Annotated in this window: 16 protein-coding genes; 10 read left to right on the top strand and 6 right to left on the bottom strand. The window is 45.0% G+C overall.

The annotated features are described in order from the left end of the window. Positions 1-80 precede the first annotated feature (80 nt). Both O9X84_RS03395 and O9X84_RS03400 read left to right on the top strand, forming a co-directional pair. Complete coding sequence (locus O9X84_RS03395; protein WP_269518156.1) at positions 81-2,480, top strand: TIM-barrel domain-containing protein; 2,400 nt, start codon at positions 81-83, stop codon at positions 2,478-2,480. Between the two features lie 221 nt (positions 2,481-2,701). After that, a complete protein-coding gene (locus tag O9X84_RS03400) occupies positions 2,702-3,871 on the top strand; it encodes an MFS transporter (RefSeq protein ID WP_269518157.1) in 1,170 nt (389 codons plus the stop codon). Between the two features lie 18 nt (positions 3,872-3,889). Here the strand turns inward: O9X84_RS03400 and envZ are convergent, their stop codons facing one another. The 4 genes from envZ to O9X84_RS03420 all read right to left on the bottom strand — a co-directional run bounded on the left by envZ (position 3,890) and on the right by O9X84_RS03420 (position 8,373). Then, the gene (gene envZ / locus O9X84_RS03405) at positions 3,890-5,215 is read right to left on the bottom strand and encodes a two-component system sensor histidine kinase EnvZ (RefSeq protein ID WP_269518158.1); all 1,326 of its coding nucleotides are present in this window, start codon (positions 5,213-5,215) and stop codon (positions 3,890-3,892) included. Between the two features lie 41 nt (positions 5,216-5,256). Further along, complete coding sequence (gene ompR / locus O9X84_RS03410) at positions 5,257-5,979, bottom strand: osmolarity response regulator transcription factor OmpR (protein ID WP_269518159.1); 723 nt, start codon at positions 5,977-5,979, stop codon at positions 5,257-5,259. A 241-nt stretch (positions 5,980-6,220) separates the two neighbouring features. Further along, positions 6,221-7,354 (bottom strand): DUF2855 family protein, encoded by a 1,134-nt coding sequence (locus O9X84_RS03415; RefSeq protein WP_269518160.1) that lies wholly within the window; start codon positions 7,352-7,354, stop codon positions 6,221-6,223. A gap of 110 nt (positions 7,355-7,464) precedes the next feature. Continuing rightward, positions 7,465-8,373 carry a phosphoribulokinase gene (locus O9X84_RS03420; protein WP_032095351.1) on the bottom strand — a complete coding sequence of 303 codons (909 nt, stop codon included), beginning with the start codon at positions 8,371-8,373 and terminating at the stop codon, positions 7,465-7,467. 152 nt (positions 8,374-8,525) lie between these two features. Here O9X84_RS03420 and O9X84_RS03425 point away from each other — a divergent pair, with 152 nt between their 5' ends. The 6 genes from O9X84_RS03425 (at position 8,526) to O9X84_RS03450 (ending at position 13,252) form a co-directional block, all read left to right on the top strand. Next, positions 8,526-11,384: a DUF2339 domain-containing protein gene (locus tag O9X84_RS03425; RefSeq protein WP_269518161.1), complete on the top strand. Its 2,859-nt coding sequence runs from the start codon at positions 8,526-8,528 to the stop codon at positions 11,382-11,384. 158 nt (positions 11,385-11,542) lie between these two features. Continuing rightward, the gene (locus tag O9X84_RS03430; RefSeq protein ID WP_269518162.1) at positions 11,543-11,992 is read left to right on the top strand and encodes a hypothetical protein; all 450 of its coding nucleotides are present in this window, start codon (positions 11,543-11,545) and stop codon (positions 11,990-11,992) included. A gap of 4 nt (positions 11,993-11,996) precedes the next feature. Then, positions 11,997-12,386, top strand: a complete 390-nt coding sequence (locus tag O9X84_RS03435) for an immunoglobulin domain-containing protein (RefSeq protein WP_269518163.1) — start codon at positions 11,997-11,999, stop codon at positions 12,384-12,386. A gap of 8 nt (positions 12,387-12,394) precedes the next feature. Further along, positions 12,395-12,706, top strand: coding sequence for a helix-turn-helix transcriptional regulator (locus O9X84_RS03440; RefSeq protein WP_269518164.1), 312 nt, complete (start codon positions 12,395-12,397; stop codon positions 12,704-12,706). Positions 12,707-12,858: 152 nt separating this feature from the next. Further along, the gene (locus O9X84_RS03445) at positions 12,859-13,017 is read left to right on the top strand and encodes a DUF4160 domain-containing protein (RefSeq protein ID WP_332108312.1); all 159 of its coding nucleotides are present in this window, start codon (positions 12,859-12,861) and stop codon (positions 13,015-13,017) included. Continuing rightward, positions 12,998-13,252, top strand: a complete 255-nt coding sequence (locus O9X84_RS03450) for a DUF2442 domain-containing protein (protein WP_269518168.1) — start codon at positions 12,998-13,000, stop codon at positions 13,250-13,252. Before O9X84_RS03445 ends, O9X84_RS03450 begins: the two co-directional genes overlap by 20 nt. 210 nt (positions 13,253-13,462) lie before the next feature. Here O9X84_RS03450 and O9X84_RS03455 read toward each other — a convergent pair whose 3' ends face one another. Further along, complete coding sequence (locus tag O9X84_RS03455; protein WP_332108313.1) at positions 13,463-13,972, bottom strand: hypothetical protein; 510 nt, start codon at positions 13,970-13,972, stop codon at positions 13,463-13,465. 55 nt (positions 13,973-14,027) lie between these two features. Then, positions 14,028-15,182 (bottom strand): hypothetical protein, encoded by a 1,155-nt coding sequence (locus tag O9X84_RS03460; RefSeq protein WP_269518169.1) that lies wholly within the window; start codon positions 15,180-15,182, stop codon positions 14,028-14,030. Here O9X84_RS03460 and O9X84_RS03465 point away from each other — a divergent pair. Beyond that, positions 15,181-16,632, top strand: coding sequence for a radical SAM protein (locus tag O9X84_RS03465; RefSeq protein WP_269518170.1), 1,452 nt, complete (start codon positions 15,181-15,183; stop codon positions 16,630-16,632). The two genes, O9X84_RS03460 and O9X84_RS03465, sit on opposite strands and share 2 nt — an antisense overlap. A gap of 9 nt (positions 16,633-16,641) precedes the next feature. After that, entirely contained in the window at positions 16,642-18,351 is a 1,710-nt protein-coding gene (locus O9X84_RS03470; RefSeq protein WP_269518171.1) for a DUF1223 domain-containing protein, read from the top strand. Positions 18,352-18,388: the final 37 nt, after the last annotated feature.

The following is an 18,388-nucleotide window of genomic DNA, read 5'->3' on the forward strand; positions in this document are numbered from 1 at the left end:
TACCTTTCGTGCTCGCCTAGCAACCAATCAGGCGGTGCTGTTGAGTGGCAAGTGCGTGTAGTCTATAAGGAAATGCGCCTATGTTAGCTCGCTTGTCGACCCTATTTGTCCCTGCTCTTGTAACGGTTTCAACCTTCGTTAGTGTGCCTGCTTTTGCTCACGTAGAAAGTGTTACGTTGAAAGACAGCACTTTGATAGTTGGCACCAACACCTATGATTTTTCGGTGTCTGCGGTGGCAGATAACAGCTTTGCTATTACTCTACTCACCAACGAGCATGGCGAGGCATACTACAACCTTCCCAGTATGGCAATTGCAGATCAGGGCACATTCTCACCTACCCTTAAAGAAACCAGCACTGAGGTGTCGTTAAGCATTGGTAAGAGCTCGGTGGTCATCGACAAAGACAGTCACGCCTTATCCTATTTCTATGATGGCGAGCTTCGAGTGGCTGAGCGTGGCGGGCTAACCGCCAGTGCTGAGAAGGTGTCGCTATCCCTTGCTCTTGATGATAGCGAAAAACTGTATGGCGGCGGACAGCGTGTGCTGGGTATGGACCGTCGAGGTCATACCATGCCGCTTTATAATAAAGCGCATTACGGGTATACCACGCCATCTAATCAAATGTATTTCGGCCTATCTGCGGTGATGTCATCGAAGCATTACAGTGTGTTGTTTGACAACTCAGCGTCGGGCGAGCTCGATATGGGAAAAACCAATCCTGACGAACTGCGCTTTTCTGCAAGGGGCGGTCGGGCAAGCTACATTGTGGTGCTCGGTGAAAGTTTAAAAGATACTGCCACTTCAACCGTAGCCGTTACTGGCAAGCAGCCCCTTGTGCCCCGTTGGTTGTTTGGTAATTTTGCATCGCGCTTTGGCTACAAATCACAACAAGAGGTGGCCGACGTTGTATCAGCATTTAACGACCAAGATATTCCCCTAGACGCAGTGGTGCTAGATCTCTATTGGTTTGGTAAAGATATTATAGGTCACATGGGTAATTTGAACTGGGATAAAGAAGCCTTCCCACACCCTGAAAAGATGATTTCATCCCTAAAGCAGCAAGATATTAAAACGGTTTTGATCACCGAGCCTTTCATACTGACCTCTTCTTCACAGTGGGAAAGCGCCGTCGCTAACAACGCGCTAGCGCAAAAAGATGATGGCAGCGCTTATACCTTCGATTTTTACTTTGGAAACACCGGGCTCGTTGATGTATTTAGCGAAGAGGGGCAGCAGTGGTTCTGGCAGTATTATAAAAAATTAGCTGCGCAAGGTGTTGCTGGTTGGTGGGGCGACTTAGGCGAGCCAGAAGTGCATCCCGATGATTCTGTTCATTTGTGGCATTCTAAAAAGGTAAAAGGACAGGTACTTCACAACGGTTACGGGCACCAATGGGCTAAAATGGTGTACAGCAACCTTCGTGAATTGCAGCCTGATACTCGCCCTTTTGTACTCATGCGCTCGGGCTTCTTGGGAAGTCAGCGTTTTGGAATGGTGCCCTGGACTGGAGATGTAAGCAGAAGTTGGGGAGGCCTTAAGCCCCAAGTGGAACTCGCCCTTCAAATGAGCGTGTTTGGCCTGGCGTATACTCACTCTGATTTAGGTGGTTTTGCTGGAGGCGAAGCGTTTGACCCTGAACTTTACACCCGCTGGCTGCAGTTTGGCGCGTTTTCACCGGTGTTTCGCCCTCACGCCCAAGACGCTATTGCGCCTGAACCTGTATTCCACGACGATCCGGTTAAATCTATAGCCCGCGAATTTATTAAACTGCGCTACGCTATGCTTCCTTATAACTATTCGTTGGCCTTTGAAAATGCCTTACACGGCACGCCCTTGATGCGTCCACTCGCGTTTGATTACAACCAGAAAAGGTGGTTTGAGAATGCACAAAGTTACATGTGGGGCGATGCATTGTTAGTGTCTGTTGTCACTGAGCCTAACCAATCGAGCTGGGATGTTGCGCTACCAAAGGGTGTTTGGTTTGACTTCTTTTCCGATACCCGTTTTGAAGGTGGCAACGTTGTGCAATACCCATTGCAAGACAACACTTTTCCGGTATGGGTGAAGGCGGGTAGTTTTATGCCCATGTCAGATGAGCTAACGCGCACCGAAGATTACAACCCTGCTGCGCTTACGGTGCATTACTGGGCCGACAACTCGGTTTCCCACGCTTCCTACACCCTATATGAAGATGACGGGGTAAGCCCAGATTCCGTAAAATACGGTTTGTATACAGCAATAACATTTACTGCCGAGCATGCTGAGCAACTTAGCTTACATATCGATAGTGCGGGAAGCTACATGGGTATGCCTCAGCGACGTGAGCTTACTATGGTGGTACACGGTCAAGGTACTCGTCCTACGCAAGTACAGGTAAACGGTGTGTCGAGTGATTTCACGTGGGATGAAAAAGGGAAAACCCTTTCACTTGCAATTTCCTGCGATTATCAGCAGTCTGTAGAGATTAAAATCATGTAATCTAGCGTGCCGTTTTCACGCTTTTACGCAAGCACTTTTACTAAAGGGCTTTCACGTAAGCTCGGCTCAATATTGGTCTTCATATACTGTTTTTCATTAGGCGGTTTTCATTAGGTGGTTGTCATTATGCGATTGTCATAAGTTGGCTGTCATGTAATAACTTAACCTTATGAATGCCAAATAATGCGTTCTTGAGCCGTTCCACATACCTTGGAGCACAAATGAGCCGCGCACCTGCCACCATCATTATTTTTTCTGGCTTCTTTTTAATTGGTAAATTGTTTCTGCTTTGGGGAATTTTGCTTCCTAACATTGCCGAAAACCTAAACATGACTGAATTGGTGAGCGGCGCGTTATTTTCGCTGTTCTCTATTGGTATGATGTTTGGAGCAATGTTAGGCGGAAAGTATGCCAGTAGATTTGAATACATGCCCTTATTGGCCAGTCTGTTCAGTGTCAATACCCTGCTGCTTGTTTTGGTCTCGCTGTTATCCTCGTGGCAGTGGTTTCTTGTATTGGCGATACTTATTGGTGTAGTTAGCTCTAGTATTCTAACCATCGGTCATACACTTATTGCCAGAATGTACGCTGAAAAACGCTTTACCATGATGGGGCTTATGGACTTTATGTTTAGCCTTGGTACGTTCGCTGCGTCCTTTTTTGTTACCCTGTTGTATCTTGTAGAGCACAACTGGCGTTTGCCCATTCAAGTGCTGGCAGGGGTAATGGCTATCCTGTCATGCTACATCTATATTACTGCCCGCTCACAAGCAAAAATTAGCGCTAGTGCAGAAAAAACTGTAAAGAAAACCCTAAGTTTCGGCGTAATTATTAAGCAACCCGTGTTTATGTTTATGGCGCTTCTGGCCTTCGGATACGGTGCTGTAGAGTTTGGCAATGCAAATTGGTTTGTAAGCTATGCGCAAAAAGGCATTGGTTTTACCGGCGAGCAGTCGCGAAATCTATTAGCCTGCTTTACCGCAGGAATGGTAATAAGCCGCCTCTTGTTTCCATTTTTACTGCGCTTCGTGTCAGTGCACCGGCTCATAATAATCATGGCCACAGCCTCGCTCGTCGGTGTACTCGTACTGAAAGTTATGTCGTCGTTATATGGTATTGGCGCTGGTAATTTATTACTGGGTTTAGGATTGGGCGGGCTGTTTCCGTTAATGCTGTCTGCGGCAATGAATATTGATAGCGACAATGGTCCGGTTGTCTCTGGTATTGCTTTAATTGCAAATGCTATTGGTGTGCAGGTGGCATCATTCTCTGCCGGTCTATGGGCAAATTTTGCGCCCCTTACCACTGCGTTCTGGGTTATTCCAATCGCGGGTGGCGTACTGTGGTTTGCATCCTACGGATACAGCAGAATGTTAAAGCAGCGAAGGTAACAGCCTTTTGTGGTGTGTTTAACTTTTTACTGAAGAGTAAGGTAACGAGAATTCAGCTACTAAGCCTTGTTGCGGGTGATTACGCAAACTCACTTCGCCATTATGTGCTTCGACAATACGCCTTATTATGGCAAGCCCTAGGCCGGAACCAGAGGAGTTTCTGGCCTTATCTCCTTGGGCAAACGCCATAAACACATTATCCAGTTCGTTTTGAGGAATGCCCGGGCCAAAGTCACGTACTTTGCAGTACACGCGTTTCTTGTGCCGGTTGTAAAAGCTGCTAATGGCAATATCATCAGAGCCATATTTAAATGCGTTTTCAATAAGGTTATCTATCACCCGCTTCATGGCAATGCGACGAAGGGGAAGCGCTGGAATAGGGTTTAGCTTTAACTCTATATGGTGCTTTTCGTCTAAATGCCTAGCCTGAACTAAATCTGCGATAATAGAGTTCAAATCGGTTTCTTGTGTTACTTCTTCGGTGTCGTAGCGGGCGTAGTCGATGAATTGATCGATAATAGCGTTCATATCCTCAATATCATTCACAATCCCGTCTTTTATCCAGTCTTGATCCTCTGGCAGCATTTCTGAGGCTAAGCGAATGCGGGTTAAAGGCGTTCGTAAGTCGTGAGATATGCCGGCTGTCATTACGTTTCGGTCGGTTTCGAGCTGCTTTATGCCTTGATTCATGCGATTAAATGCTCGGGTTACCTGGATCATTTCAGTACTGCCCTGCTCGCGAAGTGGAACGGGGTGCTCACCTTTGCCTACCGCAATCGCCGCTTTTTGTAGAGCCGATAATGGCCTAGTCATGCGCCTTACAAACAACCAGCCTCCAGCAACACTGAGAATGCCAATTACCATAAGGTACATGGTGAGGGGCGAGATATTGGCTTCGTTTAGCCCAGAAATTGGAATGGATATCCACGTGTCGGGGTAGCGATTTAGCGAGATCCATACAGTGTAAGGAGCATTCTCATCATTCGCTTGAGATTCGGTACTAATGCGAACGTCGGCAAGCTGATTAATATTGTCACTGACTTGAGAGGACATAAAGCCATAATACACTGCCGTTTCTAATCCGTTTTGTCGCGCCACACTTTCATCCAACACCCGAACCTGTGTTTCGTTGAAATAAGCCGTTCGGCTTTCCTGATTACTTACCAGTAAGTCATTGGCCAATACTGATTTTACTTGAGTGGCGAGCAAACTATTGATTTGTTGGTAGCTAGGCTGAATAAAATAGTAAGTAACAGAAATGTACGACACAATTTGGTTAATAAGCAGCAACACGCCTATTAGCATAACGGTTTGCCCGAAGGCACTTTTAGGGGTCAGGCGCACGTGGGATTCACCTGCGCGGAATGCTGCTGGGGCGTCATGATTTATACTTGTTCGCCATCAGGTACAAAAACATAGCCAAGACCCCACACGGTTTGAATGTATCTCGGGTTTGCTGGGTCTTCTTCGAGCATTCTACGTAAGCGAGACACTTGAACATCAATACTGCGCTCTAATGCGCTGTAATCCCGACCGCGGGCTAGGTTCATAAGCTTGTCACGAGACAGCGGCTCTCTTGGATGAGTCACTAACGATTTTAAAACAGCAAATTCCCCACTGGTCAGGGTTAGCGGTGTATTGCCTGCGGTCATTTCTCGTGTGGCTAAATTAAGCGTGTAGTTACCAAATTCGATAATTTGAACGTCTTTCGACGGTGCGCCTGGCGCTTCGCTACTGCGCCGGCGTAAAACCGCTTTCGCTCTTGCAAGTAACTCTCTGGGGTTGAACGGCTTGGGGAGGTAATCGTCGGCACCCATTTCAAGGCCAATTATACGGTCTACCTCGTCACCTTTCGCAGTTAACATAATAATGGGCATGTCATTTCCGGTTTGGCGTAGGCGACGACAAATTGAAAGCCCGTCCTCTCCAGGTAACATCAAATCTAGCACCATAAGGTGAAAGTTTTCCCGCTCTAATAGTCTGTCCATCTGCTCAGCATTAGCCGCGCTTCGAACCTGATAGCCCTGCTCTAATAAATAGCGCTCAAGCAGACTGCGAAGGCGCATGTCATCATCGACAACGAGAATTTTTGAGGTTTCCTGACCCATAACCATACCCTTGAAAATACGTATGATTCACTATAACCACATGACGAGAAATACAAAAGCAAGAAAGTGTAAAATGAGAGGGCGGTTTGTTACAAATAGTGTCAACAAAGGTCGAGTCAATTGTTGCTGTGCAAAATTTATTCGGTATAACTTAGCAAATAAGGCATTCAATAACGTATCAAAAAAGGCAGCAAACCACAGATTGCTGCCTAAAAAGTAGAAATTTAGCAAAGAGCGAACACTACTTAAATGAGACTACGTTCAAGGCTTTAGTATCGGCGTTGCCGTTAAGGGTTTCTTTGTAAAGCGCAACAATGTCTTTTGTTCCTTTATGGCTCTGCTCAAAAAAGGTGTTGTCCACTTTGCTAGCAAAGCCTTGCCATGCTTTAGCATATTTTTTCAAAAAGACGTCGTGTCCCCATTCTTTTTGGCGCAGTTTTACCCGTGATGGCGCGAAAAATATCTCTGCATCCAGCAACTTCGGATTAGGCTTTTCTTGGGCTTCCCAGTCGGTGGCGCCAATAAGGGATACCTTACTCAACTTATCGCCTATGGCCTGAGTAATATTGTTAATCAAGGTACCGTTGGCAGCAAAATCGAGTAACCAGAAAGTATCACTTTTATCCAGCTTATTTAGCTCGCTGTAGCTCATAACATCGTCATAACAGCCGGTGGCTTTCACCATGTCTACATTTGCCGGTGAGGTAAGCCCAATCACTTTGTAGCTTGCACCTCTTTGCGCTTTTTGGTCTTTTAACAGCTGTGCGGTACCTAGTGCTGTTTTGCTCGAAGCACTTGAAAGTAGTAACGACTCGCCTTTTGAAAGCTCTGCTACGTAATCGTCTAATACAAAAGAGGTCATATACAGAGGGCGAAAGTTAAGCTGCCACGCTTCACGGTTAGCGTCGTAACCAGGGTCGGCGCTGCAGCGAAGGTATTGGTCGTAAACGGGGCTAATACTTTTACGGTTTTCATGAATATCAGAGAAGCCATGAGCTGCTACTTTGCCTGCCTTAATGACCCAGTGACTTGCCATTGGTAAATAGCCAAATACCTTTTCACCTTCTTGAATATCTGGGTGGCGAGACACTTTTACTGTGGCGAAACCCCACACCGGAACGATGCCATAACCTTCTTCAGCGGGAAAAAATCCCCAATAGCCCATTTTAAAACCCAGCGCAGCATAGGTGATGTTATTAGCCGAAAAGCCAAAGCTGTCAGTTTCTAAAATGAGTTCGCCTTCGCTGAGGTGCTCGCTATCAAGCTGTACATCCACCACTTTGGTCTCATTGAGGTTGTTTTGGTTTAACCATATTTGGGTTGAAGTAACGGGTGAATTTGCTTCTGGTGCAGATGACGGTGTAGACGAGGCCATGGTGATATCCTTAATAAAATCTTATAGCACCACCATGACGCAAATGAGTGAGTATTGCGACTAGTTGTTGTTAATATATTGTTATAGGAAACAGATATAGACGGCGCTTTTTACTCCTCGTCTGAATTCAACCAATCCATTTGATGCCCTGCGCGGCGCTTTTTATTTAAAATGTCTTCAAGTAATGGAGACAGAATAAGTTCCATGGCTAATCCCATTTTTCCGCCAGGTACCACCAGAGTGTTGATACGGGACATAAACGCGCCATCAATCATCTTAAGAAGATAGGGATAATCCACATTTTTCATTTCACGCCTAAACCGCACCACTACAAAACTTTCGTCTTGAGTGGGTATTTCACGGGCGCTAAACGGGTTTGAAGTATCTACCGTAGGCACTCGCTGGAAATTAACATGGGTACGGGAAAATTGAGGGGTAATATAGTGAAAGTAATCGTCTAACCCACGCACAATGCTGCTCATTACTGCTTCTCGAGAGTGGCCTCTGTCTGTGGTGTCGCGAACGATTTTTTGGATCCATTCCAAATTTACAATAGGCACCATGCCTACAAGTAAATCCACATGCTTTGCTACATCGTTTTCTTCGGTTTTTACACCGCCGTGAAGCCCTTCGTAAAAAAGCAAATCGGTATTTTTTGGTAAGTCCTGCCAAGGTGTAAAGGTACCGGGCATTTGATTAAACGGAACCGCTTCATCAAAGGTGTGTAGATATTGTCTGAATTGTCCGGTGCCCGAACTGCCATATTCTCTAAAAATCGACTCAAGGAGTTCGAAATCGTTGGCCTTCGGGCCAAAGTAGCTGATGTGCCTACCTTGTTCCTGTGCCTTGCGAATTTCTACTTCCATTTCAGGTCGAGTAAAACGGTGAAAGCTGTCACCACCCACCACAGCGGCATTCACATTGAGATTTCTAAAAATGTGACGTATGGCGTTCGTGGTTGTGGTTGTACCCGCACCTGATGAACCTGTTATAGCAATAATAGGGTGTTTGACAGACATAGGACTTCTTGTTGGACATGACAGTGACTAGTTATAAGCTGATGTGGCTGAAGAATCAAGGGTACTGCGGGATAGCAAGTTGACATTTTAACGCGCTTAACGCAACTTAGCACACTGTCGATTTACGACACATTACTACAGGGACCTTGGTTATGTTGTTCTTATTCGGTGTTCTTTTCGCCATCGTTATATGCGCTGGAGCTATTTTATCATTTGCCCAGCAAAGCCAAATAACGGCGTTAGTGAAAGAAGTAAAACTGCTTAAAAAGCAGATGTCACAACGAGACTCCTTACATGAAAGCAATGACATAGAAACTCAAAGCTCTTTAGATGCAGGCTCTGTAGGTGCAGGCTCCCCAGGTGAAAGCTCGTTAGGCTCAAGCTTCACGAAATCAGGCTCAAACGATCCAAGCTACGTAGATTTAAGCCTTCCTGATTCAAGCCCCTTAGATTTAAGCTCCGCAGACTCATCAGATATTCCAAGCACTTCTTCTAGCGCATTCAGTGCTACTTCAGAATCGGTAGAGAGCCCAGACGATGTCGCAGCAGACGGTGTATTTCACCAATCAGAATCAAAAGAAAACGCAGGTACACCTTCGTTTTTTAAACGTTTCTTTTCCAGCGACTCCAGTTTAATGGCATCCATAAAAAGCAACGCATTACTGTGGCTAGGTGCGGCAGTGCTTGCTGTTGGCGGTGTCTTTTTAGCAGTTTATTCTATTGAAGCAGGGCTGGTATCTGCCAAGGTCCGCATTGTATTCGGAGCTGCTTTTGGTCTTTGTCTTGTTGGGTTGGCCGAATACCTTGCACGCCATCGAGAAAAATTCAGCATTTACTCACCTACCATCTGCGCGGCACTGGCTAGTGGCGGGGTAATAACCTGTTATGCCATCATTCTGGTGGCCTACGACTTTTATCAGTTTTTTCCGCCACTATTTGCATTTTCGTTGTTGGCTGCAGTGGCATTTGGCGCTATCTCTCTGGCGCTTCGCTACGGTCCGCTACTGGCGTTAATTGGCATTGCAGGCGCTTATGCCATTCCAGCGTTAATTCAGTCAGACTCTAACAGTATTACCACTTTGCTTGTTTTTGTGTCTTTAGTGTCACTTTCTGGGGTGTGGGTGTCTCAGAAGGTCGGGCAAATATGGCCCTGGCGGCTAAGTATGATTGGGCACTTTGTGTGGGCGTTTGTCGCTGTGAATCATACCGGTCCTCTCGATATTTGGGTGTGGCTTGGCTTTACTACTTTTTCTGTATATTTGTTTTCTTTTACCCATACGCTGGGCTGGTCACTGCAAGAGCAGTGCAGCGATGTTAAGTCAGTAAAGGCGATGCTAACACCCTCTCGTGAATTATTTGGCATACTGTTGCCTTTTGCGTTGCTGCACGTCTATTTAATGGCTCATGGCAGTGATATGCATATTTGGGTAAGCAGTGCTGTCTTAGGCGCTTTATTGTTATTGCCTTCTTACCGACACAGCACCTTCGACAGTTGGCCATGTCTACTGGTTGTTGCCTCAATCATTCATATACTGCTGTTAAAAGATATCATGCCTTTCGCTTACGCCAATTCTGGTAACGCAGCTGGTCTTGCTCCAGATGCGCTTAATTCGCAAGACTTGGCAACGCTATTTACAGGGTATTATTTATACGTGCAGATTGCCGTGGTTGCCTTTACATCCTATGTGGCGCTTATGGCCCATAGAACAGGTCGTCCAGCATTTTGGTTTTATATTGTCGTGTTTCCAATTGCTTTATATGGTGTGAGCTATGTGGTAAGTACGGCATCGGCGCAGGAGGCTTTATATCGTGTTTGGGCATTCGAATTAGCGCTATTAGCAATAGTCAGTACAACAGTGGCCTTAAAGTCTCGTGGTTTAGGTCAGCTTACTTATGCCGTGCTGGCTAATGCGTGCCTTACTTTATGTCTTACCATGCTGTTAGAGGCGGCCGTTTTATCGTTCGCCTTGGCCTTGCAGGTAGCAAGTATCAGCGTATTAAGTGCTCGCTATAAAGTGACACTACCTGATTGGTTATACAAAATATTGCTAACTGCCGTATTAGTGCGAATTACGGCCGCCCCGTGGGTGGCAGATTATGCTAACGAGAGCATTTTGGGGGTTCACTGGACCGCCATTATTTATCCTCTTATTTTTGCAGCGTTAATTATTGCCAAAAAATACAACCCATCCACAACGTTAAAACTGTGGTTAGAAGGTGCACTCATTCACGTTGCAGCCCTTTTCATTACAACGGAACCAAGCTATTACCTCATCGGAAGTTACCCTGATTTACTGGCAGGTGATTATCAAGAGCGAGTGCTGGTAGCCTTAGGGTGGTGTGCACTCGCTGCGGCCTACTGTTATAGAGCGTTTATTGCTCAGTCTATGACAGTGTTGTATCGCGTTGCTGCATTGGTGCTGTTAATCGGGGTAGGTATTACTCATATGGATATTAGTGTTGCCAATAACCCCTTTATTCACTCTCAACCTACTGGCGAGGGAACCGTGTTTAACTGGTTACTATTGCAATGGCTACTACCAGCATTACTCGTCACAAGCGTGTTGTCTAGTGCATTGCAGCGCATGATTTTGGGCGCTCCCGATGCGCTGAATACTATTTTAAGCAAAAAAGTCCGCATTAATTTAGGTGTAATTGCAGGTGGATTCGCCTTTTTATACATTAACAGCATCATTCGCGGCGCCTTTCACAATGCAAACCTATTATTGGAGAATGGCTTCACTCAGCCTGAGCTTTATACGTATTCTGTGTGCTGGTTAGTAATCGCTACTGCAACCATATTTATTGGCCAATTTAAGCAACACCAGCTTGCGGTAAAACTGGGTTTTGGTTTACTCGCGTTAGTTATTTTAAAAGCATTCGTTGTTGATATGGCAAACCTTGAAGGTTTATACCGTGCGCTGTCCTTCATTGGGCTGGGACTTAGCCTTGTAGGCATTGGATGGCTGTTCCAAAAGCTTCGTGGCGATGCTGAATTGCTTAATGCATGAGTTTTTACTTTCTTTTTATATTTTAATAGTTTACCTATACGACACAGGGGTGTCGTATGACAAAAACCGATGATTTACTGTCCTGTCGCATTAGTGCCGTTTCACCTTCTCGCTATTTCCGGTGAAATACGCTGGCATTGAGACAAAGGAGAACAATCATGCAATCAAATGAAGTTATAAAACAATCGCAGGTATCAAGAAGAGAACATATGAGTCAAGTATCGCTAAACAATGGGTATTGGTTTTATTTCGACCACGAGGGTAATGATATCTCTATGTGGGGCTCGGTGTTTAGTGGTAAGGAAAAAGTGTCTTTCAATAACGAAGTGGTATCGTCGTTTAGAAATTTAAGCAGCACAAAAAGTGAACATGCGTTTACTAAAAATGGTCATGAGTATCTAGTAAAAACACACATGACCCATGTTTTACGGGGTGAATTAAACGTCACGCTGTTTTGTGATGGTAAAGAAGTGGCCAGCGAGACGTTATCGCAATTGGAAAAAGGGAATTTATTGAAATCCTTTTTCAGTATGGATAGGTTTTTATTCGTAGGGTTAATTGTGGGCTTTCTTTGCGGTTATTTAGGCTTTATGAGTTTCTCCGGATAGTATTATGACGCAAATAACAATGAGGCAGGGGCTTTGGTGTCACTTGCAACACGAAGGCCACAATATAGCAGTGCACTGCAGTTTGTGGTCGGGCAAAGAGGTTGTGTATGTGGACGATCACCCTGTATCAGAACATCGCAACTTGTTTCGGTTTACGGGGCGACATGCGCTTAGGCTAAACAACCAAGATTATACTCTTGAAGTGGAAGTGGAGAACCCTTTCACTTACCGTACGCAGGTGCGCCTAAAAAAAGGTGCACGTACTGTGCAGAGAGAGACCATATCTATGCTGTCTCGCAAAAATTCGCTCTTTAAAAACATCGCTGTGATTGCCGGTATTGCCGCTTTGGGGGCGGTGTTTGGTTATTTTGCAGTTATGCACTTTGCAGGGTGACATAACACATGGAAGTGAGAGGCGATATTGTTAAAGAAATGCGCATAGAGCGAGCGTGGACCCAAGCGCAGCTGGCAGAATTATGCGACGTAAACTTGCGCACCATTCAGCGGGTGGAAAATAAAGGGAACGCATCGCTAGAGACCATCATGGCCTTATGCGTTGCCTTTGATGTAAAGCGTCAGACATTATTCAAAGTACCGGAAGTTGCAGAAGTAGAGCCAGTACGACAAAATCCAGTAAAAGCATACCTATTTATTTTTATATGTGGTCTTGTGGTTGGTGGTGGAGCCAGTACAACGATTTTAGCGCTGCTTTAAAGTCGCTTAGTGTTAACATATTAAATTGTTATCTTCCAATTGGCATCCGCGCTCTTCTAGGATAATCTTCAACTATGCCTACAGTATTAAGATTAGGGCCTTAACGTTTCTTCTTTTATAGTAATGAAAACGGCGAACCCGCTCACATTCATATTCAGCGCGAGAAGATGCTTGCTAAATTCTGGTTAACGCCAGTAGCACTTGCGAGTTCTACTCGGTTTTCACCAAAAGAGTTAAGAAAACTTGAGCAATTGGTGGTCGAAAATAAAGATACGTTTTTGGAGGCTTGGAATGGCTATTTTAGCAGTTGAACATCATCCCCTTGCTCATTCAGTAAGCTTTGATACCGATTCACTTATTGTCAGCCTTGTCGACGGGCGCACTTTATCCGTTCCTTTGGCGTGGTATCCAACGCTGTCATCTGCGACAGCTAGTCAACTCCAAGATTGGGAAATACTTGGGGACGGGGAAGGTATCCACTGGCCCCAACTGGACGAAGACCTAAGTGTAAATGGGCTTCTTTTAGGCAACCAAGGAAGAAGATAACAAATGTTTCAAGTCATGCGCTAGCACACTGGGACACAAACAGCAGTTATGTGATTCAGAGAAGGATACTTCATGAGTTTGTTTAATAATCCTATAAGATAGGCTGAGGTCGCGGCAAGGTCCATAGTGCGTTTGGTGCCATCTATAGCTGCCTAATCAATTAATGGGCCAGTCAACTAACAGACCAATCAATTAACAGCCCAGTGCCTTTCATTCATCTTTCGACTTACTGTTGTGATGATGTTGCAGTAAGCGAATGATAAGGTGGGCCTCTTCTTCGTCTAAATCAAGTAAACCGCGTACCCGTTCAATATGATGAGCGTCATGTTCACTTAGCACACCATCATCTAGCGCGGTGCGAACGGTATCTTTAAATCGGTCTCGTTTAAGCTGCATTTTTCCTGTGTAGCTCGAAGATAAAATCCCCGCCGGTAATGCATAAACGCAAATTCCCATTATGGTAATAAAGCCGCCAAACAGTTTACCTTCCGCCGCCATGCCTTCAACCGTAGGTATGATCACTACTTTCATAACGTGGTCGTTAATAACTTGAGTAACAACGGGAGTTGGAGAGTATGCGCCCATACCGCGAATTTTGGGTCCTTTGTCAACAACCCTGGGAGACTGTTTCTTGTCTTGAGTACAATCAATGGGCCGTTGGGCCTCAAATGCGTAAGCGGCTATTGGAACGACGGATTTACCTAGGTCTATTCTGGATATGGTTGCTGGCTTTAATAAGGCGAATTGCTTTCCATTTAAACGGAATTATCCGGTGTCATTTAATTGCGGGGTGATTAAAGTGAAGCCTTGTATCGCAGGTAAGTGAAACGACTGACTCGGTTAATATAATTTCGCCAATTTCTTGCCAATGCGCTCTCTCTATTCCTGCATCGTTGAAATTGGAAGCAGATAAAATCCAAGACAGCGCCTGATTGGGGTAATGTTGTAGCGACAGTTCATCCCGAAAGTCATCTTTATTTACCAGCAGTGTATTTGGTTTTAACGATGCTTTCAGCCAATGAGGGCCTTGTTTGTCGGTTTTTATTTCAGCTTCGCTTTTTTTATCAGCTTCGCGCTCTATTTCGATTTCTTTCGAAGTAATTGGCGCTGAAATGCTCAGTTTTAACATACTTTCTTCTGTATGTTGTGCCAGTCTGGGTTTTGCATCACCGATCTTTACCGCGGCTAAATGAGAAACGGGTCTAAACCGCGCGTTGGCTTTTTTACCGCTAGAGGCTTTATCGGCTTTCTCAAGGTCGCTTTCCAATCGATAGGCGGTAAGCAATTGGCTAAAGGGCGGCAGTTCACCAAGCGCTGGTTCGTTAGTCATAGGCAAGTTTGCAACATGCTTTGTTTTTGTACCACCAAGGGAGTGCATGAGAAATATGTTCTCAGTAAGTGCACTATGGGCATTGGGGAAGAGCTTAATTGCCATACCAAAAGCACGCTTATCTCGCTGCTTTGTTCCGCTTAAACTGACTGAAGCCCTAACAATAATAGGTACCTCTGTACCCGGTTGAAAAAGCCCAGAGTAAGGGCTGCTTTGATTCATCTTCCATGTGCCAACAAAGCATATTCCGTTGGCTTGAAGTAGCTTATGTTCAGTACCTAATTCGATAAAATTTGCATCAGATGAAAGGGTTCTTTGGGCGTGTTTTAAAAGTATGTTTTCGCCGTTAATATCAAAGTGTTTGCGCGACACTTCATATTGCGGAAGGCTTGCGTAAGGGTCAGAAAAAACAAGACTTTTCACTTCCTCGAACGGCCTCAACGGCGTAGCTAAACCCAACTGGTTTCCACCAGTTTCGGCATAAGTTGTTACACAATTAAATAATGTGGTCAGTGCAAAAAAACGACATGCCGTGAAAGTATTTTTAAATGTAAAAGGTCTTTGTTGATACTGAATAGTTTGAAGAAGGTGCATTGACATGGCGTGCTCCCCTGGTACCACAAGAAATCAACAACTTGCCTCTACACAAAAGCGAATGGGCGAACATTTTACTCCCAATCAACTCTTGGGGCGAACGCATACCATTGGCTGTGTTGCTGTCGAAATCACGCAAAAATGTAATCTTGATTGCACCTTATGCTATTTGTCAGAGCATTCGCAAGCAGTTCGTGATATTCCCATCCAAGAAGTATTCAAGCGATTAGACAACGTGCTTAAACACTATGGGCCTGGAACCAGCGTACAAATTACTGGGGGCGACCCTACGTTAAGAAAACGCAGCGAGCTTATCGATATTGTTGCCTATGCAAATCAACTTGGCTTACATACGGCGCTATTTACAAATGGTATTGCTGCCACTAGAGACCTGCTCACTGAGCTTGCTGAAGCTGGGCTTAACGACATTGCATTTCATGTAGACACCACCCAAGAGCGCAAAGGTTATGATGATGAAGCATCGCTAAATGCTATTCGTGAGGAATACATAGTGCGAGCTAAAGGTCTGGGCCTTATGGTTATCTTTAATACCACAGTGCACACCGGCAACTTCAGCGAACTGCCCATGCTGGTGGATTTTTTTGTACAGCACGCAGATGCGGTAAGTTTTGCTTCGTTTCAGCTACAAGCTGAAACTGGCCGTGGCGAGTGGGGCGCACGAACGGATGTAGTCGACCCGCTTACCGTGAAAGCGGCAATCGAGAAAACAATTTCTAAAGCTTTGCCATGGGAAAAGGTACGTATCGGGCATAGTGATTGCCATAGCTACATGCCAACGTTAGTGACCGATAAGCAGGTCTATTCTGTCGTTGATGACGCGCAATTGTTTGCGCAATTTATTGAAGACTTTAAGTACATACAAACAACCAGGCAGCACGGCACCGCTAAGATTATATGGGATTACAGCAAAGCAATGCTTGCTCGTCCACTGTGGATTTGGAAGCTCGCCAAAGCAACATCGGCAAAGCTGTTAGAAATGCGGAGCAGTTTAATTAAAAGTCGCGGGCGTGTGCATAAACTGTCGTTTTTTGTTCAAAACTTTATGGATGCCAGTGCGCTGCAGCAAGACAGAATTGATGCGTGTTCATTCATGGTGATGACCGCAGGTGGCCCTGTTTCCATGTGCAAACACAATGCCGAGCGTGATGAGCATATATTAAAACCACTGACATACACCAACCATCGCGGGCAGGTAAAGCAATACCAGCCGTTGGGAGAGCGCTATCGAGAGGATAACGTGATCCCTATTCGACTGCATGCCGATGATAGGCCTGCTCACGAGCCCAATGAAAAGTCATCGAATGAATCAATCAGTAAGCCAGTTAGCGAGATAAACCAGGAGCTAACTCATGAGTTAATTCACGGGGTAAATAACGATCTTGGCGCTAGACCAAGTAGCGTTTCCTCAAATCAACAAACTTCAGAAATAGGATAAGGAAAGGCCATGCAGTATTCTAATTCGTTTAAGTTTAACAGTGCATTCGGTGACGCATTGTGGGTGTCTGCGTCATGGGTTTTGGCATTTTTCGTGTTGTTTTTTGTACAAAATGCTAGTGCAAGCGAAAAGCCAAGTGAAGTACATTCAATAAGTGCTAACGCTGAACAACAAGCGCGTGTTTCGCTGAAGCAAGCTTACAAACAAGCGACCCAAGACTGGGAGTATGTATTAGCAAATTATGTCGATGAAGAAGGGCGAACTAATTTTAAGGCCTTGTCTGACGATATTGCACCACTAGAAAACGTTGTGTCTTTTATTGGCTTTGCTAGCCCGGCAGCAACACCAGAGTTGTTCAGTTCGCCAGAAGAAGTAATGAGCTATCACATTAATAGCTACAACGCATTGGCAATGTTTGGCGTGATTGAAAAAGGTATTCCAGATGGCTTTACAAGTTTCTTCTCTCGCGCCGCTTTTTTTAAGTTTCGGGATGTGGTGATTGGCGGGAAAGTCACTAATCTATACGACTATGAAAATGACGTGATAAGGCCGCTTAACGAACCAAGGGCTCACTTCGCACTTAACTGTATGGTGAAAGATTGTCCACGACTACCCAAAACGCCATTTTACCCAGAATCATTAAATGAAACGCTAGAGCAACTTACTCACGAATTTTTCAACAAGCAAAAGCACTTCTATTTGGACGATAAACATGAGCGAGCGTATGTATCAGAAATATTAGATTTTTACACTGAGGATTTCGTAGCGTCGGGCAGAGCCAAAGACTTACCCCAATATATTAACCAATATATTGAGCAATCCATACCTTCGAACTACAAGCTTCGCTTTATTGATTACGACTGGCGTATTAATGCACAGCCGGAACAAAACAATAATACAAAGGCCCTTGCTAGCAGTTTAAACAAAGCGCCTAGCCAAACTTCAAAGAATCCCATAGTGGAAGCTGCTTTTGCGCTTCATTCCCGGGAAATTAATACTTATGAACCTGAGCAGGAAGCTGCATCAAAGGCGCCCTTTTTAGTTACCAGTACGCCAAATCAAACGACAGTGTTGGAACTTTATACATCCCAAGGCTGTAGTAGCTGCCCACCGGCAGAGAAGTGGATTTCAGGCTTTGTAGATAGCGAGAAGTTATGGACTGAGTTGGTTCCTATTAACTTTCATGTGGACTACTGGGATTATCTGGGTTGGAAAGATCCGTTTGCTGATAGCACTTTTAGTCAACGACAACGAGACTACAAGCGTGTAGGCAAAGCCAACACTATTGCCACGCCCGGTTTTGCCTTAAATGGCCGTGCTTGGAACGGGTGGTTTCGCGGGCAGTCTTTACCGAACAAAACTGCCCCTTTGACTGGCGTACTCCATGCTTCGGCAGACAACGACAATATAAACGTGACGTTCAATAAAATAAACGCCAATAAGGATAATCCTTCGCTTACGGTTCACGCGGCATTACTTGGTTTTGGCATAGAAACATCGGTAAAGCGAGGTGAAAACGCAGGGCGGAAACTCGTTCATGATTTTGTTGTTATCGACTATGAACAGGGTTCGTTGAGCTTCGATACTCAGTATTATCAAGGGCATTTACCGTTTCCAGAAAATAGTCAAACTAGTACAACTCGAAAGGCTATTGTGGTTTGGGTATCGCAAGAAAGCGACCCTTCGCCACTTCAGGTCGCAGCATCTTGGTTGAATTGATTTTCCACTTTAAACCTATGTCTTTTGCCAGAAAAAT

Source organism: Alteromonas sp. BMJM2, assembly GCF_027257845.1.
GTDB lineage: Bacteria > Pseudomonadota > Gammaproteobacteria > Enterobacterales > Alteromonadaceae > Alteromonas.

Excerpts from the sequence above, each read along its gene's own strand:
- O9X84_RS03395 (WP_269518156.1), top strand. The coding sequence starts at position 81 with ATGTTAGCTCGCTTGTCGACCCTATTTGTCCCTGCTCTTGTAACGGTT.
- O9X84_RS03400 (WP_269518157.1), top strand. The coding sequence starts at position 2,702 with ATGAGCCGCGCACCTGCCACCATCATTATTTTTTCTGGCTTCTTTTTA.
- ompR (WP_269518159.1), bottom strand. The coding sequence starts at position 5,979 with ATGGGTCAGGAAACCTCAAAAATTCTCGTTGTCGATGATGACATGCGC.
- O9X84_RS03415 (WP_269518160.1), bottom strand. The coding sequence starts at position 7,354 with ATGGCCTCGTCTACACCGTCATCTGCACCAGAAGCAAATTCACCCGTT.
- O9X84_RS03420 (WP_032095351.1), bottom strand. The coding sequence starts at position 8,373 with ATGTCTGTCAAACACCCTATTATTGCTATAACAGGTTCATCAGGTGCG.
- O9X84_RS03425 (WP_269518161.1), top strand. The coding sequence starts at position 8,526 with ATGTTGTTCTTATTCGGTGTTCTTTTCGCCATCGTTATATGCGCTGGA.
- O9X84_RS03430 (WP_269518162.1), top strand. The coding sequence starts at position 11,543 with ATGCAATCAAATGAAGTTATAAAACAATCGCAGGTATCAAGAAGAGAA.
- O9X84_RS03435 (WP_269518163.1), top strand. The coding sequence starts at position 11,997 with ATGACGCAAATAACAATGAGGCAGGGGCTTTGGTGTCACTTGCAACAC.
- O9X84_RS03440 (WP_269518164.1), top strand. The coding sequence starts at position 12,395 with ATGGAAGTGAGAGGCGATATTGTTAAAGAAATGCGCATAGAGCGAGCG.
- O9X84_RS03450 (WP_269518168.1), top strand. The coding sequence starts at position 12,998 with ATGGCTATTTTAGCAGTTGAACATCATCCCCTTGCTCATTCAGTAAGC.
- O9X84_RS03465 (WP_269518170.1), top strand. The coding sequence starts at position 15,181 with ATGGCGTGCTCCCCTGGTACCACAAGAAATCAACAACTTGCCTCTACA.
- O9X84_RS03460 (WP_269518169.1), bottom strand. The coding sequence starts at position 15,182 with ATGTCAATGCACCTTCTTCAAACTATTCAGTATCAACAAAGACCTTTT.
- O9X84_RS03470 (WP_269518171.1), top strand. The coding sequence starts at position 16,642 with ATGCAGTATTCTAATTCGTTTAAGTTTAACAGTGCATTCGGTGACGCA.